We start from the raw sequence: 15,328 nt of genomic DNA on the forward strand, positions 1-15,328 counted from the left end.
GCTAGCGTGAAACGGGTCACCGCACCGGGCGGATCTCCCCCACCGGCTCTCCTCCACCCAGCACGGGCTCGCCGATCGCCGGCACCTCGACGCCCAGCCGGCGCAGCTCGTCGAGCAGCACCGGGGTCCGCGCGCGCATCCCCCCGTCGTCGATCTTGATGGCGACCGCGCCGCGACCGGGCACGGCCACCGCGACCACGCCCTCGGCGCCGCCCTTGGCCAGCAGGCCGGGCACCGCGCCCATGAGAACCGTGTCGTCCGCCCCCGTGCCGGCCACCAGCTCGGGGTGGGCGCGCATCTGATCGGCCACCCGCCGCTCGTGGCTGCCCGGCTCGGCCGCGACCAGCCGCTCGAAGGCACGGGCCAGCCCGGTCAGCGAGAGCGCGAGTACCGGAGCGCCGCAGCCGTCCACGCCGACCGCGGCGATGCGCTCGCCGGCCAGGTCGGCCACCGCCTCGGTGATCGCCACCTGCAGCGGGTGCTTGGGGTCGCGGTACGTCTCGAGCGGCCAGTCGTTGGCCACACAGGTCGCGAGCATGCCGGCGTGCTTGCCCGAGCAGTTCATCAGCACCCGCTCGGGGCCACCGCCGGCGCGCAGCCATTCGTCGCGGGCGTCCTCGGCCAGCGGCAGCGACGTCGGGCAGCGCAGGGCGTCCACGTCCAGGCCGGCCGCCGCGAGGATCTCGCGAACCCGGCGTACGTGGAACGGCTCGCCGAAGTGGCTGCCGCTGATCAGGGCCAGGTCGGCCTCGTCGCGCGGGACCAGGCCGGCGCGGAGCAGACCGACCGTCTGCAGCGGTTTGTTGGACGAGCGGGGAAAGATCGGACTGGTGACGTCGCCGCGGCTCTCGCCTCCGAGCACGGCGACCGACCCGTGGTGCACGCTCTCGACGAAACCGGAGCGGACGACTTCGGCGATGATCATGCGGTCTTCAGTCCGTTCCGGGACGACGGGTGGGGCGGTTGGCCGAGGGCGGGCACTCCCAGCAGCTCGCGGGTCTCGCGCGCGGTCAGCGGCGGGCGCTGGGCCAGCTGGGCGAAGCCGACCGCGCGGGCCACGAGCTGCATGTTCGACTCGACGGCGCGGCCCTTCGCGTACGTGATGGTGTCCTCCATGCCGACCCGCAGGTGCCCGCCGGCGCTGAGCGAGGCGAGCATGACCGGGATGGCGCCGCGACCGATGCCGGTGGCCGAGAACGTGGTGCCGGCGGGCAGATCGCGGATCGCCTGCTCACACGCGACCAGCGCGGCCGTGGTGGCCGGCATCCCGCCCGGCACGCCCATCACCAGGTCGACGTGCACGTGACCGCCGGCCGGCAGGCCGTACTTGCTCAGCAGTCGCTGCAACGACGCGAGCTGGCCCAGGTCGAAGATCTCGTACTCCGGCACGATGCCCCGCTCCTGCATGCGGGTGTGCAGATCGACCACGAACTCCCAGCGGTTGAGGAACACGCCGTCGCCGAAGTTGACCGTGCCCATCGTGCAGGAGGCCATCTCGGGGCCGGCGTCGAGCACGGCCAGCCGGTCGGACTCCGGGTCGGTGACCGCCCCGCCCGAGGACAGCTGCACGATCAGGCCGGTCGACTCGCGCAACGCCGACACGGTCGCGCGCAGCCGGCCCTGGTCGAGGGTCGGGCGGGCGTCGTCGTCGCGGATGTGGACGTGGATGATGGCGGCGCCCAGCGCCTCGCACTCCTTGGCGGTGGCCACGAGTTCGTCGAGCGTCACGGGCAGCGCGGGCACGTCGGCCTTGCTGCTCTCGGCCCCGGTCGGAGCAACGGTGATCACGGTCCCGGTCATGAGACTGATAGTGCCTTAGGGCGTCTCCGGCGGCTCACGTGGGAGCGAGGCGTGGCCCCGCCCCGCGTTAGCTCGGGTCGACCGCCACGACCGACTCCCCGACCTGCAGCTCGTCGCCGTCGGCCACGTTGCGCTTGAGCACGGCCAGGGCGATCAGGCCCAGCTCGTGGTGGCGCACGGCGGTGCCGATGAAGCCGACCTCGCGCCCGTCGCGGGTCACCGGGGTGCCCTGGGCCGGGGGCTGGTCGGTGGCGACCCCGTCGAAGTGCAGCAGGGCGAGGCGGCGCGGCGGGCGGCCGAGGTGGTGCACCCGGGCCACCGTCTCCTGACCGCGGTAGCAACCCTTGTCGAGGTGCACCGCGGCGGCGACGAACTCGGCCTCGGACGGGATCGTGCGGTGGTCGGTCTCCCAGCCCAGGCGCGGGATGCGGTGCTCGACCCGGATCGCCTCGTAGGCCCAGAGGCCGGCCAGCGGGACGCCGAGCTTCTCGATCACGCCGGCGCGGGAGACCCGGGGCACGAGCAGATCGACCCCGAGCGGCACCCGGCGGACCAGCCCACCGGCGAACTCGCTCACCGCGTACAGGCTGGTCGGCTCGGGCGGCACGTCACCGGCGGCGAATTTCGCCCCCGGCACGGCCTGCACGCGAGGCTCGGCCAGCTCGGGGAAGAGATCGGCGGCGCCGGGGCCGACCAGCGACAGCACGGCCAGCTCACCGGTCGCCTCGCGCGGCTCGACCTTGGTGAAGAACCGCATCATCTCGAGGTATTTCAGCAGCCCGGCGCCGGCGCCGGGCTCGGTGTCGAGCCACGCGGTCTCGCCGTCCTCGGTGACCATCGCGTGCTGCTCGACGTGGCCGTGCGGCGAGAGGACCAGCAGCTCGGTGCCCTGGTGGGCGCGCAGGTCGGCGAGGTGTTGCGTGGTCAGGGTGTGCAGCCAGCTCGCGCGTTCCTCGCCCGGCACGGCGATCACGTCCCGGTTGGAACGGTCGACCAGACCCACGGCGGTGGACAGGGTGCGTTGCTCACGCATCGGGTCGCCGTAGTGGGCGGGCACGCCGGCATCGGCGGACGAGGGATCGAGATCCTCGATCATCACCACGGTCATCTCACAGCTCCTTGCAATCCCCGCACACCCCGAAGAGCGACACGTGGCCGACGTCGACGCGGAAGCCGCGTTCGCTCAACAGCCGGTCGGTCACCGGTTGCATCACACTCGGGTCTACCTCACTGATCGACCCACATCCACGGCACACGAGGTGAACGTGCTGATGCTCACCCGCCGCGTGGTAGGTGGGCGAGCCGTGCGACAGGTGGGTGTGGGTGACCAGACCCAGCTCCTCGAGCAGCTCCAACGTGCGGTAGACCGTGGTGATGTTGACCCCGGCGGCCCGCTCGCGCACGTGGTTGTGCACCTGCTCGGGCGTCGCGTGACTGAGCTCGTGCACAGCCTCGAGGATGAGCTGACGCTGAGGGGTCAGGCGCAGGCCACGTTCCCGGAGCATGGCGGCGAGCGAAGTGGCGGACACGACAAGAAGGTTACGCTCCCCGCGCCCGCCGGCCGACCGTCAGCCGCCGATCCTCAGGAGCCGGGCCGACATGTGCGGCAGCAGGCCGCTGTCGTCGATGGCCAGCTCGTGGGCGTAGAGCAGGGCGCCCTCGACGATGCCGAACAACCGCTTCGCGCCGGTCGCGTGCTGACCGGTCGGCGTGTAGGCGATCGCGTCGGCGTCGATCTCGAGCCGGGTGGTCCCGATCGTCTTGCCGAGGTAGAGCTCGGCGACCCCGTCCGGGTTGATCATCAGGGCTTCCATGTCGTCGGCCGGCCGGCCGTCGCGGAGCACCGGACGCCAGAAACCGGACTCGGCCGTCCACTGCCCCAGCGGCTTGGAGTCCTCGTCGAGCAGCCACGAACGCGACTCGAAGCGCAGGAACGGCCGGCCGTCGTGGCTGATCCGCACCTCCTGCGCGAAGTTGTAGTCCTCGTCGGCGGGGAAGCCACCCTGCCCGCGACCGCGCCACAGCCCGACGAACGGCAGCAGGCCGAGCAACGACGGGTGCAGGTCGGGACCGCTGCGCAGATCGTGGGTGTCCTCGTACGGGTAGGCGTCCACGGGAGGCGCGTTCAGCCAGGGGGGTGGACCCAGAGGATTGTCCTGCTCGCTCACCAACGCCCCCTCGACACGCGCATCGCCAGATAGCCGAAGCCGCCCGCCAGCGCGCCGAGACCGGCGACCAGCAGGCTCACGAACCCGATTTCCGTAACCATGACCGGGCCATCCTATGCTGACGCCCATGGCACGCTTGCTGGTCGTCAAGGCAACCGCCGGAGCCGACGCCCCGGAACGCTGTTCGCAGGCCTTCACGGTCGCGAGCACGGCGGTCGCCTCCGGTGTGGACGTGTCCTTCTGGCTCACCGGCGAGTCGACGTGGTTCGCCCTGCCCGGCCGGGCCGCCGAGTTCGAGCTGCCGCACGCGGCGCCGCTGCCCGACCTGCTCGATCTGCTGCTCTCGGCCGGCCGGGTCACGGCCTGCACCCAGTGCGCGGCCCGCCGTTCCATCACCCCCGGCGACGTGCTGCCGGGCATCCGGATCGCCGGGGCGGCCGTCTTCGTCGAAGAGATCATGTCGGACGGCGCGCAGGCGCTCGTCTACTGACAGGGTGTGCTGACCGTCACGTCGAGCCCGTCACCCTCGGGCAGGACGACGACGGAGTCCCCACCGCTGCGGTAGACCCACATCTGGTTGTCCGCCTTTACGACCTCGACGCCGCGGATCTTGCCGGCGACGTCGGCGGGTCTGGTCACCCGGGACACCGTCCAGGAGCCGGCCAGCCGGCCGGACGGGCACTGCACCGTCCGCCCCTCGGGCTCGCGCGGGCTCCCGCCGAGCGCGGTCACCACCGTGTCCAGCAGAGCCGGAGCCGGCACGCCGGACGGATCGTCACCGCTGGGCGCGTCGCCGTCGATCGGGCGGCACCCGGTGGTCAACCGCAGCGTGAATACCTTCTCGCCGGACAGGCCGCTCATGTCGATGCCGACGAAGTCGCCCGCGTCGGCGTGCAACGAGACCTTCGTGCCGCCGTTGCTGCGGCCGACGTCGACCAGGTAGGCCGCCGGCAGCCTCGTCGCCAGAGCCTCGACGGCCTCACCGGCGGCGGCCCCGCCCCCGACATAGACAGTCACCGTGCGGGCGGCGGCGAGCCCCCGCCGTACGGGGGTGATGCGGCAGTCGGGGGAGAGCTGCAGCTCGCCGAGGACCACGGCCTGATCGTCGCCGCTCGCCGCGGCGTAGACGACGCCGGTGGCGCGCTGCAGATCGGCGACCGCCAGGCCGATGTCGCGCTGCTCGGGCACGCTCGCCCGCTCATGGCCCACGGACCAGACGGCGAGCACGCCGACGACGACGATCCAGGCCGCGACCGCCGCGACCAGCCACCACCGCCGCCGGCTCGGCGGCGGCTGGGTCTGCGGAGGCGCCGTCACGGCAGCCATGGTGACACGCCGGACTGCGAGGCGAGACGCTCGGGGCGGCTCAGCGCAGCGCGGCGCACTGCTCCGAGGCCAGGAACCGGGCGATCATCTCGGCCGTGCCGGGTGTGAACTCCCGATCGGGGGCTTCGGTGGCGGGGACGAAGACCATCGCGGCGCCCTCGCCGAGGACCACATCGGACTGCGAAGCGGTCGTGGGGGCATAGAAGTAGTGCTTCACCCGGCCCTCGGCCGGGAGCTCCTGAGCCTCGTACAGCCGCAGCGGCGCCGACGGGCGCAGCGACGTCTCCTCCCAGAGCTCGCGCTCGGCCGCCTCGGCGAAGGTCTCGCCCTCCTCGACCGAGCCGCCGGGCAGACCCCAGACGTGTGGGTAGTACGGCGCGTTGCCGTCGCGCAGCTGGAGCAACAGCGCGCCCGACGCGTCGACGAGGAACGTGCAGGCGATGCGGCGCATGGTGCTCACTTTCCGGCGAGACGCTGCAGGGCGCCCAGGGCGACGTCGGAGCGTGTCGTGTACCAGAACGGCGGCAGCGAGTTACGCAGGAAGGCGCCGTAGCCGCGGGCCGTCTCGAGACGGGAGTCGAGGACGGCGACCACACCCTTGTCGCCGGTGGAGCGGATCAGGCGGCCGACGCCCTGAGCCAGGCGGACCGCCGCGATGGGCACGCTCACCGAGGCGAAGCCGGAGCCGCCGTTGGCGTCCACCGCCGCCGCCCGGGCCGCGGCCAGGGGCTCGTCGGGGCGCGGGAACGGCAGCCGGTCGATGACGACCAGCTGGCACGAGTCGCCCGGCACGTCGACGCCCTGCCAGAGCGACATCACGCCGAACAGGCAGCTGGCTTTTTCCTCGCGGAACTTGCGGACCAGCACCGGCAGCGACTCCTCGCCCTGCAGCAGGATCGGCAGGTCGGTGCGGGCGCGCAGCAGCTCGGCGGCCTGGGTGGCGGCCTTGCGCGAGGAGAACAGCCCGAGCGTGCGCCCGCCCAGGGTCTCGACCAGCTTGACCAGTTCCTCGCCGGCGGGGGCGGGCAGGCCGGACATCTGCGGGCGGGGCAGGTGGGCGGCGACGTAGAGGATGCCCTGTTTGGGGTAGTCGAACGGGGAGCCGACGTCGAGCGACGTCCACCCGTCGCCGGCGACCGGCGGGGCCTCGGCGGTGAGTCCCTCGCCGGAGCGGGCCGCGGGCGCGGGCGTGGCGGCGGGCAGGCCGAGCGAGCGGGCGACCGTGTCGAACCGGCCGCCGAGCGTCAGCGTGGCCGAGGTCGCCACCACCGTCCGGTCGGCGTAGAGCCCCTGGGCGAGCGTGCCGGCCACCGAGAGCGGGGCCACCACCAGCGCCCGCCGCCCGCTGCCGAGGTCGGATTTCTCGACCCAGGCCACGTCGAAGGCGGACTCCTCGAGCAGCCGCTGAGCGGTGTCGCTCAGATCGTCGAGCGCGGCCTTGGCCTGCTGCTTGCGGACCGGGTCGGGATCGTCGCTCTTGACGTCGCCGATCGCGGTGAGCCCGGCCCGGGTGGCCGACTCGATCAGCGTGACCGCCTGTTTGAGCAGGTCGGGCAGGTCGGCGGTGATGCGGCCGGCGGGCGTCTCGGCCAGCCCGACGGTGAGCGCGTCGGCCGCCTCGGCCAGCGACTCGGTCACGGCCGGCGGCACCAGGGTGCGGGAACGGCGCGACGACCGTTCGATCGCGTCGGGGGTCAGCTCGGCCTGGGAGGCCGAGGAGACCCGGTCGGCCAGCTCGTGCGCCTCGTCGATGATCAGCAGTTTGTGCGGGGGCACGATGTGCCGCTCGGCGAGCATGTCGACCGCCAGCAGACTGTGGTTGGTGACCACGATGTCGGCCTCGCGGGCCCGGGCGCGCGACGCCTCGGCGAAACACTCGGCCCCGTACGGGCAGCGCTGGGCCCCGACGCAGTCGCGCGCCGGCATCGACACCTGGCGCCAGGCCGTGTCGTCGACGCCGGGGTCGAGCTCGTCCCGGTCGCCGGTCTGGGTCTTGTCGGCCCAGGCCTGCAGCCGCTGGATCTGCTTGCCCAGCCGCCCGGCCTCGCCGAGCCACTGGGTGGTCCTGGGCGGCGCGTCGTCGAAGAGCGTGTCGGTCGGCGCTTCTTCATCCGCGTGTTCCATCTTGGCCACGCAGAGGTAGTGGTGGCGGCCTTTGAGCACGGCGAAAGTGGGTCTGCGGCCGAGCACCGGCTCGACGGCCGCCGCGAGACGGGGGAGGTCGTGCTCGACCAGCTGATTCTGCAGGGCCAGGGTGGCGGTGGAGACGACCACGGGCCCGTCGACCAGCAGCGAGGGAGTCAGGTAGGCCAGGCTCTTGCCGGTGCCCGTGCCGGCCTGGACCAGCAGGTGCTCCCGGTCGCGTATCGCCTTGTCGATGGCCGCGACCATGGCCTCCTGTCCCGGGCGGGAGGAACCCCCGGGCACGGCGCCGACGGCGGCCTGGAGGAGTTGGTCGACACTGGCCTTCTTCTTCGTTGCTGCGGGCACGGGAGGACGGTACCCGCCACCACCGACAGAAGCCGACCACCGTTAGGGTTCTCGCATGCCGAGTGACACGGTCCGGGTCGTCTACACGAAGTACGACGGGTCGGCCCACCGGGACTATCCCGCCCGCCGTTTCGACGAGGACGACCTCGGCGTCTGGGTGGGCGTCACCCGCGGCACAGAGTCGGTCTACCACGGCCGCCCGTCCGTCGAGCAGATCCCGTTCGTGCTGCTCATCCCCCATCACGCGTGGTGGACGGGCATGTTCAACCCGCAGCCGCGCACCAGTGAGGTCTACTGCGACATCACCACGCCCGCGCGCTGGGAGGGTGACACCGTGCACATCATCGACCTCGACCTCGACGTGGTGCGCCGCCGCTCGACGGGGCTGGTCGAGCTGCGCGACGAGGACGAGTTCGACGAGCACCGCACCCAGTTCGGCTACCCCGACGATCTCGTCCGCGAGGCCCGCGCGGCGGCCGACCGGCTGCTCGTGGCGCTCGGCGACGGCAGCGAGCCGTTCGCCACGGATTACCACCGTTATCTACAGAAGGTCGCTCACTGACAGCTTCGCCGGGTTCAGCTGCTGGAAGAGCCCGGTGATGCGGCCGTCGGCCACGGTCACGCCGAGCGCGCCGCGCAGCGGCCCGCCGTCGGCGGCCCGACCGGTGGCATAGATCCCGGCCGTCCCGTTGATCAGCGCCGGCTCGAGCACGGCGCCGTCCAGGCGGCCACCGCGCAGGATGCCGACGAAGAAGCGGGCGACCTTGTCGGCGCCCAGGATCGGCCGCAGAGCCGTGCTGGTGAAGCCGCCGCCGTCGCTGATCGCGACCACGTCGGGGGCGAGCACGGCGGCCAGGGCCCGCAGGTCCCCGCTGTTGACCGCGGTGATGAAGGCGGCCAGCACCCGGCGCTGCTCGGCCAGGCCGGCGTTGTGCCGCACAGCGCCCTCGGCGGCCGCCCGCCGGCCGCGGGTGGCGTGCTGCCGGGCCGTGGCCTCGGTCGTGCCGAGCACCTCGGCCACCTCGGCGTAGGGCACCGCGAACGCGTCGTGCAGCACCAGCGCCACCCGCTGCTCCGGGCTCAGCCGTTCCAGCACGACGAGCAGAGCGAGGCCGACCTCGTCGTGCCGCTCGGCCCGCGCGGCCGGGCCGTCGTCGGGGTCCACGAAGTACTCCGGCAGCCACTGCCCGGTGTACGCCTCGCGCGACACGCGGGCCGACTTGAGCACGTCGAGACAGAGCCGGCCGGTGACCGTCGTGAGCCAGGCCCGCGGGTCGCGGATGTCGTCGGCGGCGGCGCGGGTGTAGCGCAACCAGGCCTCCTGCACGACGTCCTGGGCCTCGGCGACGCTCCCGAGCATCCGGTAGGCGATCGAGACGAGGTGCGGACGCTCGGCTTCGAAGGTCTCGACGGAGGACGGCATGGAGGGAATTCTGCGCGACGTTCGCGGCCCGGGGTAGCACCTGTGACAGAGTATGAAACGCCCATTTCGTACGAATCGGATGGTGTGGTGTGAACGAGGGGCTTGCGATCGCGGGCGGCCTGACCGTCGTCGCGGGCACGGCCGGAGTCGCCGTGGCCGGACTTGCCGTCCGCCGCCGCCGCGGCGCCTATCTGGCGGCCGGGCACGCGCTGGCCGGGCCGGGGGACCTGGACCCGCTGCCCGGGGTGCTGCGGCGCGGGCTCGGCGGCCTCACCGTGCCGGTCACCCCCGGACCCCGCGGCGAGCTCTTCCTCGGTCCGGGCGCGCCGCAGCCCGGCCGCACCCTGCGCCGCCTCGTGCTCAGCCCGCTCCTCGCGCGCGCCCGGGGCAACGGCGGCCGGCTCACCCGTGACCAGCAGGTGCCGTTCCGGCTCGTGGTCGAGTTCGCGGGCGCGGTGCGCGATCCCGAAACGCTGCTGCGCGCCTACCGGGTCCTCGATCAACAGCTGTGCGACCACGCCGGACTGCTCAGCCGCTGCGACGGCGGCGAACTCACGCCGGGCGCGGTCACCGTCTCGGTGACGGGCATCGTGGACGTACGTGAACTGCTCGCGGCGCAGCCGAAGCGGTACGCGTTCGCCGAGGGGTCCTTTGACGACCTGGGCTCCGCCGCGGCCCCGCCGACGCTCGTCCCGACGATCAGCGAGCCGTGGAGCCGGCGGTTCGGCTGGGACGGGCTCGAGCCGATCCCGGCCGAGGAACGTCACCTGTTGCACGCCATGGTGCGTTCGGCGCACGACGACGGGCGTACGGTCCGCATCTCGGGTCTGCCGGAGGGACCTCGCCGCGCGCGGGCCGCGATCTGGGCCGAACTGGGCGCCGCGGGCGTCGACGTCATCGCCGACCGCGACCAGCGGGGCCTGGCCCGGCACTTGCGACGACACCCGGTCAGCCGGTGGGTGGCCCGCGAACCGCTGCCCTCCCGAGCCGTCCGGCGCCCCTCGCTGCGGCCCGGCGAACCTCGTACGGATAGGCACCGCGAAACCGTTTAACAGGCCACCGAAAGGTGAACCAGGGGAGGCCGTAGCATTCCGGGAGATCAACCGTCGTCCGTCGAACGAGGTTCGCGCCGTGAAGTTCTCCTTCCGCCCCGTCGAGGGTGCCTTCTACGACCTGTTCACCCAGGCCGCGAACAACCTCGTCAAGGGCACGGAGCTGCTCAACGAGCTGGCCCTGCCCGGCGTGGACGTGCAGTCGGTCAGTGACCGGCTCACCGACGTCGAGCACGACAGCGACCAGATCACCCACGACCTCTACAAGAAGATCAACTCGACCTTCATCACGCCGTTCGACCGGGAGGACATCTACTCGCTGGGCTCGCAGCTCGACGACGTGATGGACCACCTCGAGGCGGTCGGCAACCTGCTCTACCTCTACGGGCTGACCGAGCTGCCCTCGCTGCCGCGGGAGATGCACGAGCTGGTCGACGTGCTCGACCAGCAGGCCAAGATCACCGCCGAGGCGATGCCCAAGCTGCGCACGATGAAGGGTCTCGAGGAGTACTGGATCGAGATCAACCGGCTCGAGAACGAGGGCGACCGGTCGTACCGGATGTTGCTGGTCCGGCTCTTCTCGGGCGAGTACGACGCGCTCACCGTGCTGAAGATGAAGGAGGTGGCCGACGAGCTCGAGGCCGCCTGCGACGCCTTCGAGCATGTGGCCAACACGGTCGAGACCATCGCGGTCAAGGAGTCCTAGGCCTTGTCGCCCGAGTTCTTCGCCGTCCTCGCGGTGATCATCGCCGCGATGGCCTTCGACTACACCAACGGCTTCCATGACGCCGCCAACGCGATCGCCACCAGCATCAGCACCCGGGCCCTCACGCCGCGGGTGGCCCTGGCCATGGCCGCCGTCGGCAACTTCATCGGGGCCCACCTCGGCGGGGACGTCGCCAAGACGGTCGGCGACGGCCTGGTCAAGCTCCAAGTCGGCATCCCCAGCCTCGGCATCGTCTTCGCCGGGGTGCTGGGCGCGGTCACCTGGAACCTGATCACCTGGTGGTTCGGGCTCCCGTCCAGCTCGTCCCACGCGCTGTTCGGCGGCCTGGTCGGCGCGACCCTGGTGGCCGGCCCGTCGCTCGGCGACGTCCAGTGGGCCACGATCGTCGAGAAGGTCCTGATCCCGATGGTCGCCTCGCCGTTCGTCGGGTTCCTGCTCGGCTTCGTCCTGATGGTCGCGATCATGTGGATCTTCCGCCGGGGCAACCCCGGCCGGCTCAACCGCGGCTTCCGGATCGCGCAGACGTTCTCGGCCGCGCTCATGTCACTGGGACACGGCATCCAGGACGCCGCCAAGACCATGGGCATCGTGGTGCTGGCCCTCTACACCGGCGGCTTCCAGGACAATGCGACCGACATCCCGTGGTGGGTCTACATCACCACGGCGACGATGCTGGCCGCGGGCACGTACTCCGGCGGCTGGCGCATCATCCGCACGCTGGGCCGCAAGATCATCGACCTCGGCCCGGCCGAGGGCTTCGCGGCCGAGACGGTGGCCAGCTCGGTGCTGTTCTTCAACGCGTACGTCCTGCACGCTCCGATCTCGACCACCCACACGATCACCTCAGCGATCATGGGCGTCGGCGCGACGAAGCGCCTGAACGCGGTCCGCTGGAACGTGGCCGGCAACATCGTGATCGCCTGGGTGACGACGTTCCCGGCGGCCGGGCTGATCGCGTGCGCCCTGTACTTCCTGTTCCGCCCACTCTTCAGCTGACGGGTGACAGATAGTAGATAGCTCTTATCCTTTTCTCTGGATCTCTCTCTGCGTAAGTTTAGGCCTTATCCTTTCTCAAAGTAGGATCTGCGAAAGGTTAAGCGCCATGGCCGAGCGTCGTGAAGCCCGTTGGGACATGGCATGGGAAGCACCAACCCGCCGCGACAAGAGAGGCGGGCACTACGCCCCCTACATCCCGGACGAGCTACTCACCCGCCCGGTCGTCATAAGTGCCGAGTTGGCCAGAACGGCGGCGAAGGTCGAGACAGCCGTCCGAGGCCTCACCGAGGCTCCCGGCACTACAGGCCTCGACAGCCTGGGACGCTTCCTGTTGCGTTCCGAAGCCATCGCCTCTTCACGGATCGAAGGGCTTCAGGTTTCGGCGCAGCAGGTGGCCTTCGCCGAACTGGCGACGACGGAGGACGCTCCGGTCACCAGCTTCAGCGAGAATGCCCGGCTGGTAGCCAACAACATCGTCACGCTCCGCCAGGCCGCCGGTGAGCTAGCCGCCTGCGAGGCCATCGAGCCGAAGAACATCTGCGACCTTCACCGAGCTCTCCTCCCCCACCATCCGCAGCAGGGCCTTCGAGACAAGCAGAATTGGATCGGCGGCAGTGACTGGCACCCGTTGGATGCCGATTTCGTCCCGCCACCGCCGAACGACGTTCCTGCTTTGATCCAAGATCTGACGAGCTACCTGAGCGGCGCAGTCCACGCGCCGCTGATCCAAGCCGCACTCGTCCACGCCCAATTCGAGACCATCCATCCGTTCGCGGACGGCAACGGCAGGGTCGGGCGGGCGTTGATCCACACCGTCCTGACCCGCCGAGGCCTCACCCGAGCAGCGGTGCTACCGGTCAGCCTTGTTCTCCTCACCCGATCCGAGGAGTACGTCAGGGGTCTGACCGCCTACCGGCACCTCGGCCCCTCCGGCGGTCCGGAGGCCACCACGGCCCTCGAAACGTGGCTGGCGACTTTTCTCCAAGCAGTGGCCATCGCGGTGGAGCAGGCACAACAATTCGTCGTCCGCCTGGTCGAGCTTCGACAGCTTTGGACAGATCGATACCTGACGCACCGTACTGACAACGGCGCAACGCGACAGCCTCGAGCCGACGCGGCGGCGATGCGTCTCCTTCCCCTCCTGCCCGAGGTGCCTGTGACCACTCCGTACTCGGTGCAGCGACTCCTCGCCGTCTCGGCACCAGCCGCGCGGACCGCTCTGGAGGAACTGACCGCAGCAGGGATCTTGAGCCGAAGAACGGTCGACCGCGGAACTCACGCCTATCTGGCACGTGACGTCTTCGACCTGCTCACCCTGACCGAACGGCGCCTCGCCAGCACGCGGTGGGACACCCGTGAATCGGCTCCGCGCCGCCCGGCGCCGGCCCGCCCGCAGGGCAGATAGTCTCCGTCCGGGCTGAGTCTCAGCGTCATGCCCGCTGACCGAGCAGGCAGCGGTCAGCTTGCCCGACGGCGAGCCGACCGCTGCACGCTCCCTAGTAGATGACGCCGATCTCCTCGCGGATCGTGTCGAGCAGGGTCATCACCTCGAGGGTCGTGGCGTGGGACATGAGCGGGCTCTCCAGCTCGCCGGCGAGCAGGCAACGCTGCACCTCGGCCGCCTCGAACTGGTAACCGTTGCCGGGGAAGTCGAACTCGAAGGTCTCGGCCTCCTGACCGGCGCGCCGCAGGACGAAGGACCGGGGCACGAAGAAGCCCTCGGGCAGCTCGATCCGGCCGTCGGTGCCGGTGATCGTGGCGTTGTTCCGGCTCTGGCCGTTGATGCTGCAGGTCAGCGCGGCCACGGCGCCGGGTTCGTAGCCGAGCAGGATGCCGGTGTTCTCGTCGACCCGCTCGGGGGTCAGGTGCGCCCACGCCTGCACCGAGGCCGGCGCCCCCAGGATCAGGTGGACCAGGTTGATCGGGTAGACGCCGAGGTCGAGCAGGGCGCCGCCGCCCAGCCGGGGGTTGCGCAGGCGGTGGTCGGCGTCGAACGGGCCCTGCAGGCCGAAGTCGGCGTGGATCGCGCTGACCCAGCCGATCGCGCCCTCCTCGACCAGCTCGGCGATCTTGCGGATGGCCGGGTTGAGGCGCATCCACATGGCCTCCATGAGGAAGACGCCCTTGTCCCGGGCGGCCGCCACCAGCTGGGCGGCGTCCGGCAGGTCCAGGGTGATGGGCTTCTCCACCAGCACGGACTTGCCGGCCTCGATGCACAGGTGAGCCACCTCCGAGTGGAAGGCGTGCGGCGTGGCCACGTAGATGACGTCCACGTCGGGGTCGGCGGCCAGGTCGGCGTAGGAGCCGTGCGCCCGGGCGAAGCCGAACCGCTCCGCGAACGCGCTGGCGGTCTGCTGGTTGCGGGAGCCGACGGCGGCGAGCTCGGCGCCGGGCACGAGCGGCAGGTCGGCGGCGAACGAGGCGGCGATCCCGCCCGGGCCGAGGATTCCCCAGCGAACCTTCTGTTCGGTCATGATCGCTACGGTAGCGTCCGCCCGGGCGCGGTGGTCGCGGTGGCAGGATCGAGGAGTGACCGATCTGACGCCCCTGCGGCTTCCACCGGCGATGGTCGAACGGGCCCGCGCGTTCACCGGGACTCCGGCGGCGGTGCGCGACGCGGCCACCGTCGTGCTTCTGCGCCCTTCGGGCCCGGCCTTCGAGCTGTACGTGGTCCGGCGCGCGACGACGATGGCCTTCGGCGGCCTGTACGCCTTCCCGGGCGGAGGCGTCGACCCGACCGACCGCCCCGAGACCATCCGCACCGACTGGCCCACCCGCCTCGGCGTCCCGCCGGACCGGGCGCACGCGGTGGTCGGCGCCGCCGTGCGCGAACTCTTCGAGGAGACCGGTGTCCTGCTGGCCGGGCCGATCCAACAGCCCGACCGCACCCTCAGCGACGTCGGCACCGCCGACTGGGAGGCCGACCGGGCCGCCGTCGTGGCCCGCGAGCTCACCCTGACCGATCTGCTCGGCCGCCGCGGCCTGCGGCTGCGCGACGACCTGCTGTTCCCGTGGGCCCGCTGGATCACCCCGGAGTTCGAGCCGAAGCGCTACGACACGTGGTTCTTCGTCTCCCTGCTGCCGGAGGGGCAGGCCGCGCGGGACGTCTCGGGTGAGGCGACCGAGGCGACGTGGGTCGCTCCCACGGACACGGCCGGCCTGGTGATGCTGCCTCCGACCCGCCGGACGGTGGACTCGATCGCGGCGTACGGGACGATGGCCGACGTCGTCGCCGGGGCGAGCCGCCGCGACGCCGCGACGCCGGTCATGCCCCGCGTCGAACTGACCGGAGACGGCGGCGCCCTGCTCCACATCCCGTGAGGGAGGGAGCAGGGCGCCGACGAGC

Annotated in this window: 18 protein-coding genes; 7 read left to right on the top strand and 11 right to left on the bottom strand. The window is 71.6% G+C overall.

Annotation, left to right across the window (positions count from 1 at the left end):
- Window positions 1-16 precede the first annotated feature (16 nt).
- The 6 genes from HJC40_RS07455 to mtfM all read right to left on the bottom strand — a co-directional run bounded on the left by HJC40_RS07455 (window position 17) and on the right by mtfM (window position 4,069).
- Window positions 17-925, bottom strand: a complete 909-nt coding sequence (locus HJC40_RS07455; protein ID WP_249999487.1) for an asparaginase — start codon at window positions 923-925, stop codon at window positions 17-19.
- Window positions 922-1,800, bottom strand: a complete 879-nt coding sequence (locus HJC40_RS07460; RefSeq protein ID WP_249999489.1) for a 3-keto-5-aminohexanoate cleavage protein — start codon at window positions 1,798-1,800, stop codon at window positions 922-924. Before HJC40_RS07460 ends, HJC40_RS07455 begins: the two co-directional genes overlap by 4 nt.
- 67 nt (window positions 1,801-1,867) lie before the next feature.
- Complete coding sequence (locus HJC40_RS07465) at window positions 1,868-2,908, bottom strand: folate-binding protein YgfZ (protein WP_249999491.1); 1,041 nt, start codon at window positions 2,906-2,908, stop codon at window positions 1,868-1,870.
- Between the two features lies 1 nt (window position 2,909).
- Window positions 2,910-3,305, bottom strand: coding sequence for a Fur family transcriptional regulator (locus HJC40_RS07470; RefSeq protein WP_249999659.1), 396 nt, complete (start codon window positions 3,303-3,305; stop codon window positions 2,910-2,912).
- A 63-nt stretch (window positions 3,306-3,368) separates the two neighbouring features.
- Entirely contained in the window at window positions 3,369-3,971 is a 603-nt protein-coding gene (locus HJC40_RS07475) for an FABP family protein (protein WP_249999493.1), read from the bottom strand.
- Complete coding sequence (gene mtfM / locus HJC40_RS45160) at window positions 3,965-4,069, bottom strand: small membrane protein MtfM (RefSeq protein ID WP_268919125.1); 105 nt, start codon at window positions 4,067-4,069, stop codon at window positions 3,965-3,967. Before mtfM ends, HJC40_RS07475 begins: the two co-directional genes overlap by 7 nt.
- A 14-nt stretch (window positions 4,070-4,083) precedes the next feature.
- Between mtfM and HJC40_RS07480 the strand changes: the two genes are divergently transcribed.
- Window positions 4,084-4,458, top strand: a complete 375-nt coding sequence (locus HJC40_RS07480) for a DsrE family protein (RefSeq protein ID WP_249999495.1) — start codon at window positions 4,084-4,086, stop codon at window positions 4,456-4,458.
- Here HJC40_RS07480 and HJC40_RS07485 read toward each other — a convergent pair.
- From HJC40_RS07485 to HJC40_RS07495, 3 genes are read right to left on the bottom strand one after another with little or no spacing between them, the layout of a single operon-like run.
- Window positions 4,452-5,285, bottom strand: a complete 834-nt coding sequence (locus tag HJC40_RS07485) for a hypothetical protein (protein WP_249999497.1) — start codon at window positions 5,283-5,285, stop codon at window positions 4,452-4,454. The two genes, HJC40_RS07480 and HJC40_RS07485, sit on opposite strands and share 7 nt — an antisense overlap.
- A gap of 49 nt (window positions 5,286-5,334) precedes the next feature.
- Window positions 5,335-5,745 carry an NUDIX domain-containing protein gene (locus tag HJC40_RS07490; protein WP_249999499.1) on the bottom strand — a complete coding sequence of 137 codons (411 nt, stop codon included), beginning with the start codon at window positions 5,743-5,745 and terminating at the stop codon, window positions 5,335-5,337.
- Window positions 5,746-5,750: 5 nt separating this feature from the next.
- On the bottom strand, window positions 5,751-7,685 hold the full coding sequence (locus HJC40_RS07495) for an ATP-dependent DNA helicase (protein ID WP_249999661.1): 1,935 nt from the start codon (window positions 7,683-7,685) through the stop codon (window positions 5,751-5,753).
- A 154-nt stretch (window positions 7,686-7,839) separates the two neighbouring features.
- On the opposite strand from HJC40_RS07495, the gene HJC40_RS07500 reads away from it, so the two are divergent.
- Complete coding sequence (locus tag HJC40_RS07500; RefSeq protein ID WP_249999501.1) at window positions 7,840-8,346, top strand: DUF402 domain-containing protein; 507 nt, start codon at window positions 7,840-7,842, stop codon at window positions 8,344-8,346.
- On the opposite strand, the gene sigJ is transcribed toward HJC40_RS07500, so the two are convergent.
- Window positions 8,326-9,207 carry an RNA polymerase sigma factor SigJ gene (sigJ, locus tag HJC40_RS07505; RefSeq protein WP_249999504.1) on the bottom strand — a complete coding sequence of 294 codons (882 nt, stop codon included), beginning with the start codon at window positions 9,205-9,207 and terminating at the stop codon, window positions 8,326-8,328. The two genes, HJC40_RS07500 and sigJ, sit on opposite strands and share 21 nt — an antisense overlap.
- 89 nt (window positions 9,208-9,296) lie before the next feature.
- Here sigJ and HJC40_RS07510 point away from each other — a divergent pair, with 89 nt between their 5' ends.
- The 4 genes from HJC40_RS07510 (at window position 9,297) to HJC40_RS07525 (ending at window position 13,387) form a co-directional block, all read left to right on the top strand.
- On the top strand, window positions 9,297-10,259 hold the full coding sequence (locus HJC40_RS07510) for a hypothetical protein (protein ID WP_249999506.1): 963 nt from the start codon (window positions 9,297-9,299) through the stop codon (window positions 10,257-10,259).
- Between the two features lie 79 nt (window positions 10,260-10,338).
- Window positions 10,339-10,965: a DUF47 family protein gene (locus HJC40_RS07515; protein WP_249999508.1), complete on the top strand. Its 627-nt coding sequence runs from the start codon at window positions 10,339-10,341 to the stop codon at window positions 10,963-10,965.
- Between the two features lie 3 nt (window positions 10,966-10,968).
- Window positions 10,969-11,982, top strand: a complete 1,014-nt coding sequence (locus HJC40_RS07520) for an inorganic phosphate transporter (protein ID WP_249999510.1) — start codon at window positions 10,969-10,971, stop codon at window positions 11,980-11,982.
- A 106-nt stretch (window positions 11,983-12,088) separates the two neighbouring features.
- Window positions 12,089-13,387, top strand: a complete 1,299-nt coding sequence (locus HJC40_RS07525; protein WP_284042858.1) for a Fic family protein — start codon at window positions 12,089-12,091, stop codon at window positions 13,385-13,387.
- A 91-nt stretch (window positions 13,388-13,478) separates the two neighbouring features.
- On the opposite strand, the gene HJC40_RS07530 is transcribed toward HJC40_RS07525, so the two are convergent.
- Window positions 13,479-14,456, bottom strand: a complete 978-nt coding sequence (locus tag HJC40_RS07530) for a Gfo/Idh/MocA family protein (protein WP_249999512.1) — start codon at window positions 14,454-14,456, stop codon at window positions 13,479-13,481.
- Window positions 14,457-14,547: 91 nt separating this feature from the next.
- Here HJC40_RS07530 and HJC40_RS07535 point away from each other — a divergent pair, with 91 nt between their 5' ends.
- Window positions 14,548-15,303, top strand: a complete 756-nt coding sequence (locus tag HJC40_RS07535; protein ID WP_374271280.1) for an NUDIX domain-containing protein — start codon at window positions 14,548-14,550, stop codon at window positions 15,301-15,303.
- Window positions 15,304-15,328: the final 25 nt, after the last annotated feature.

This window comes from Actinoplanes sp. M2I2, assembly GCF_023544445.1.
Lineage (GTDB): Bacteria > Actinomycetota > Actinomycetes > Mycobacteriales > Micromonosporaceae > Actinoplanes.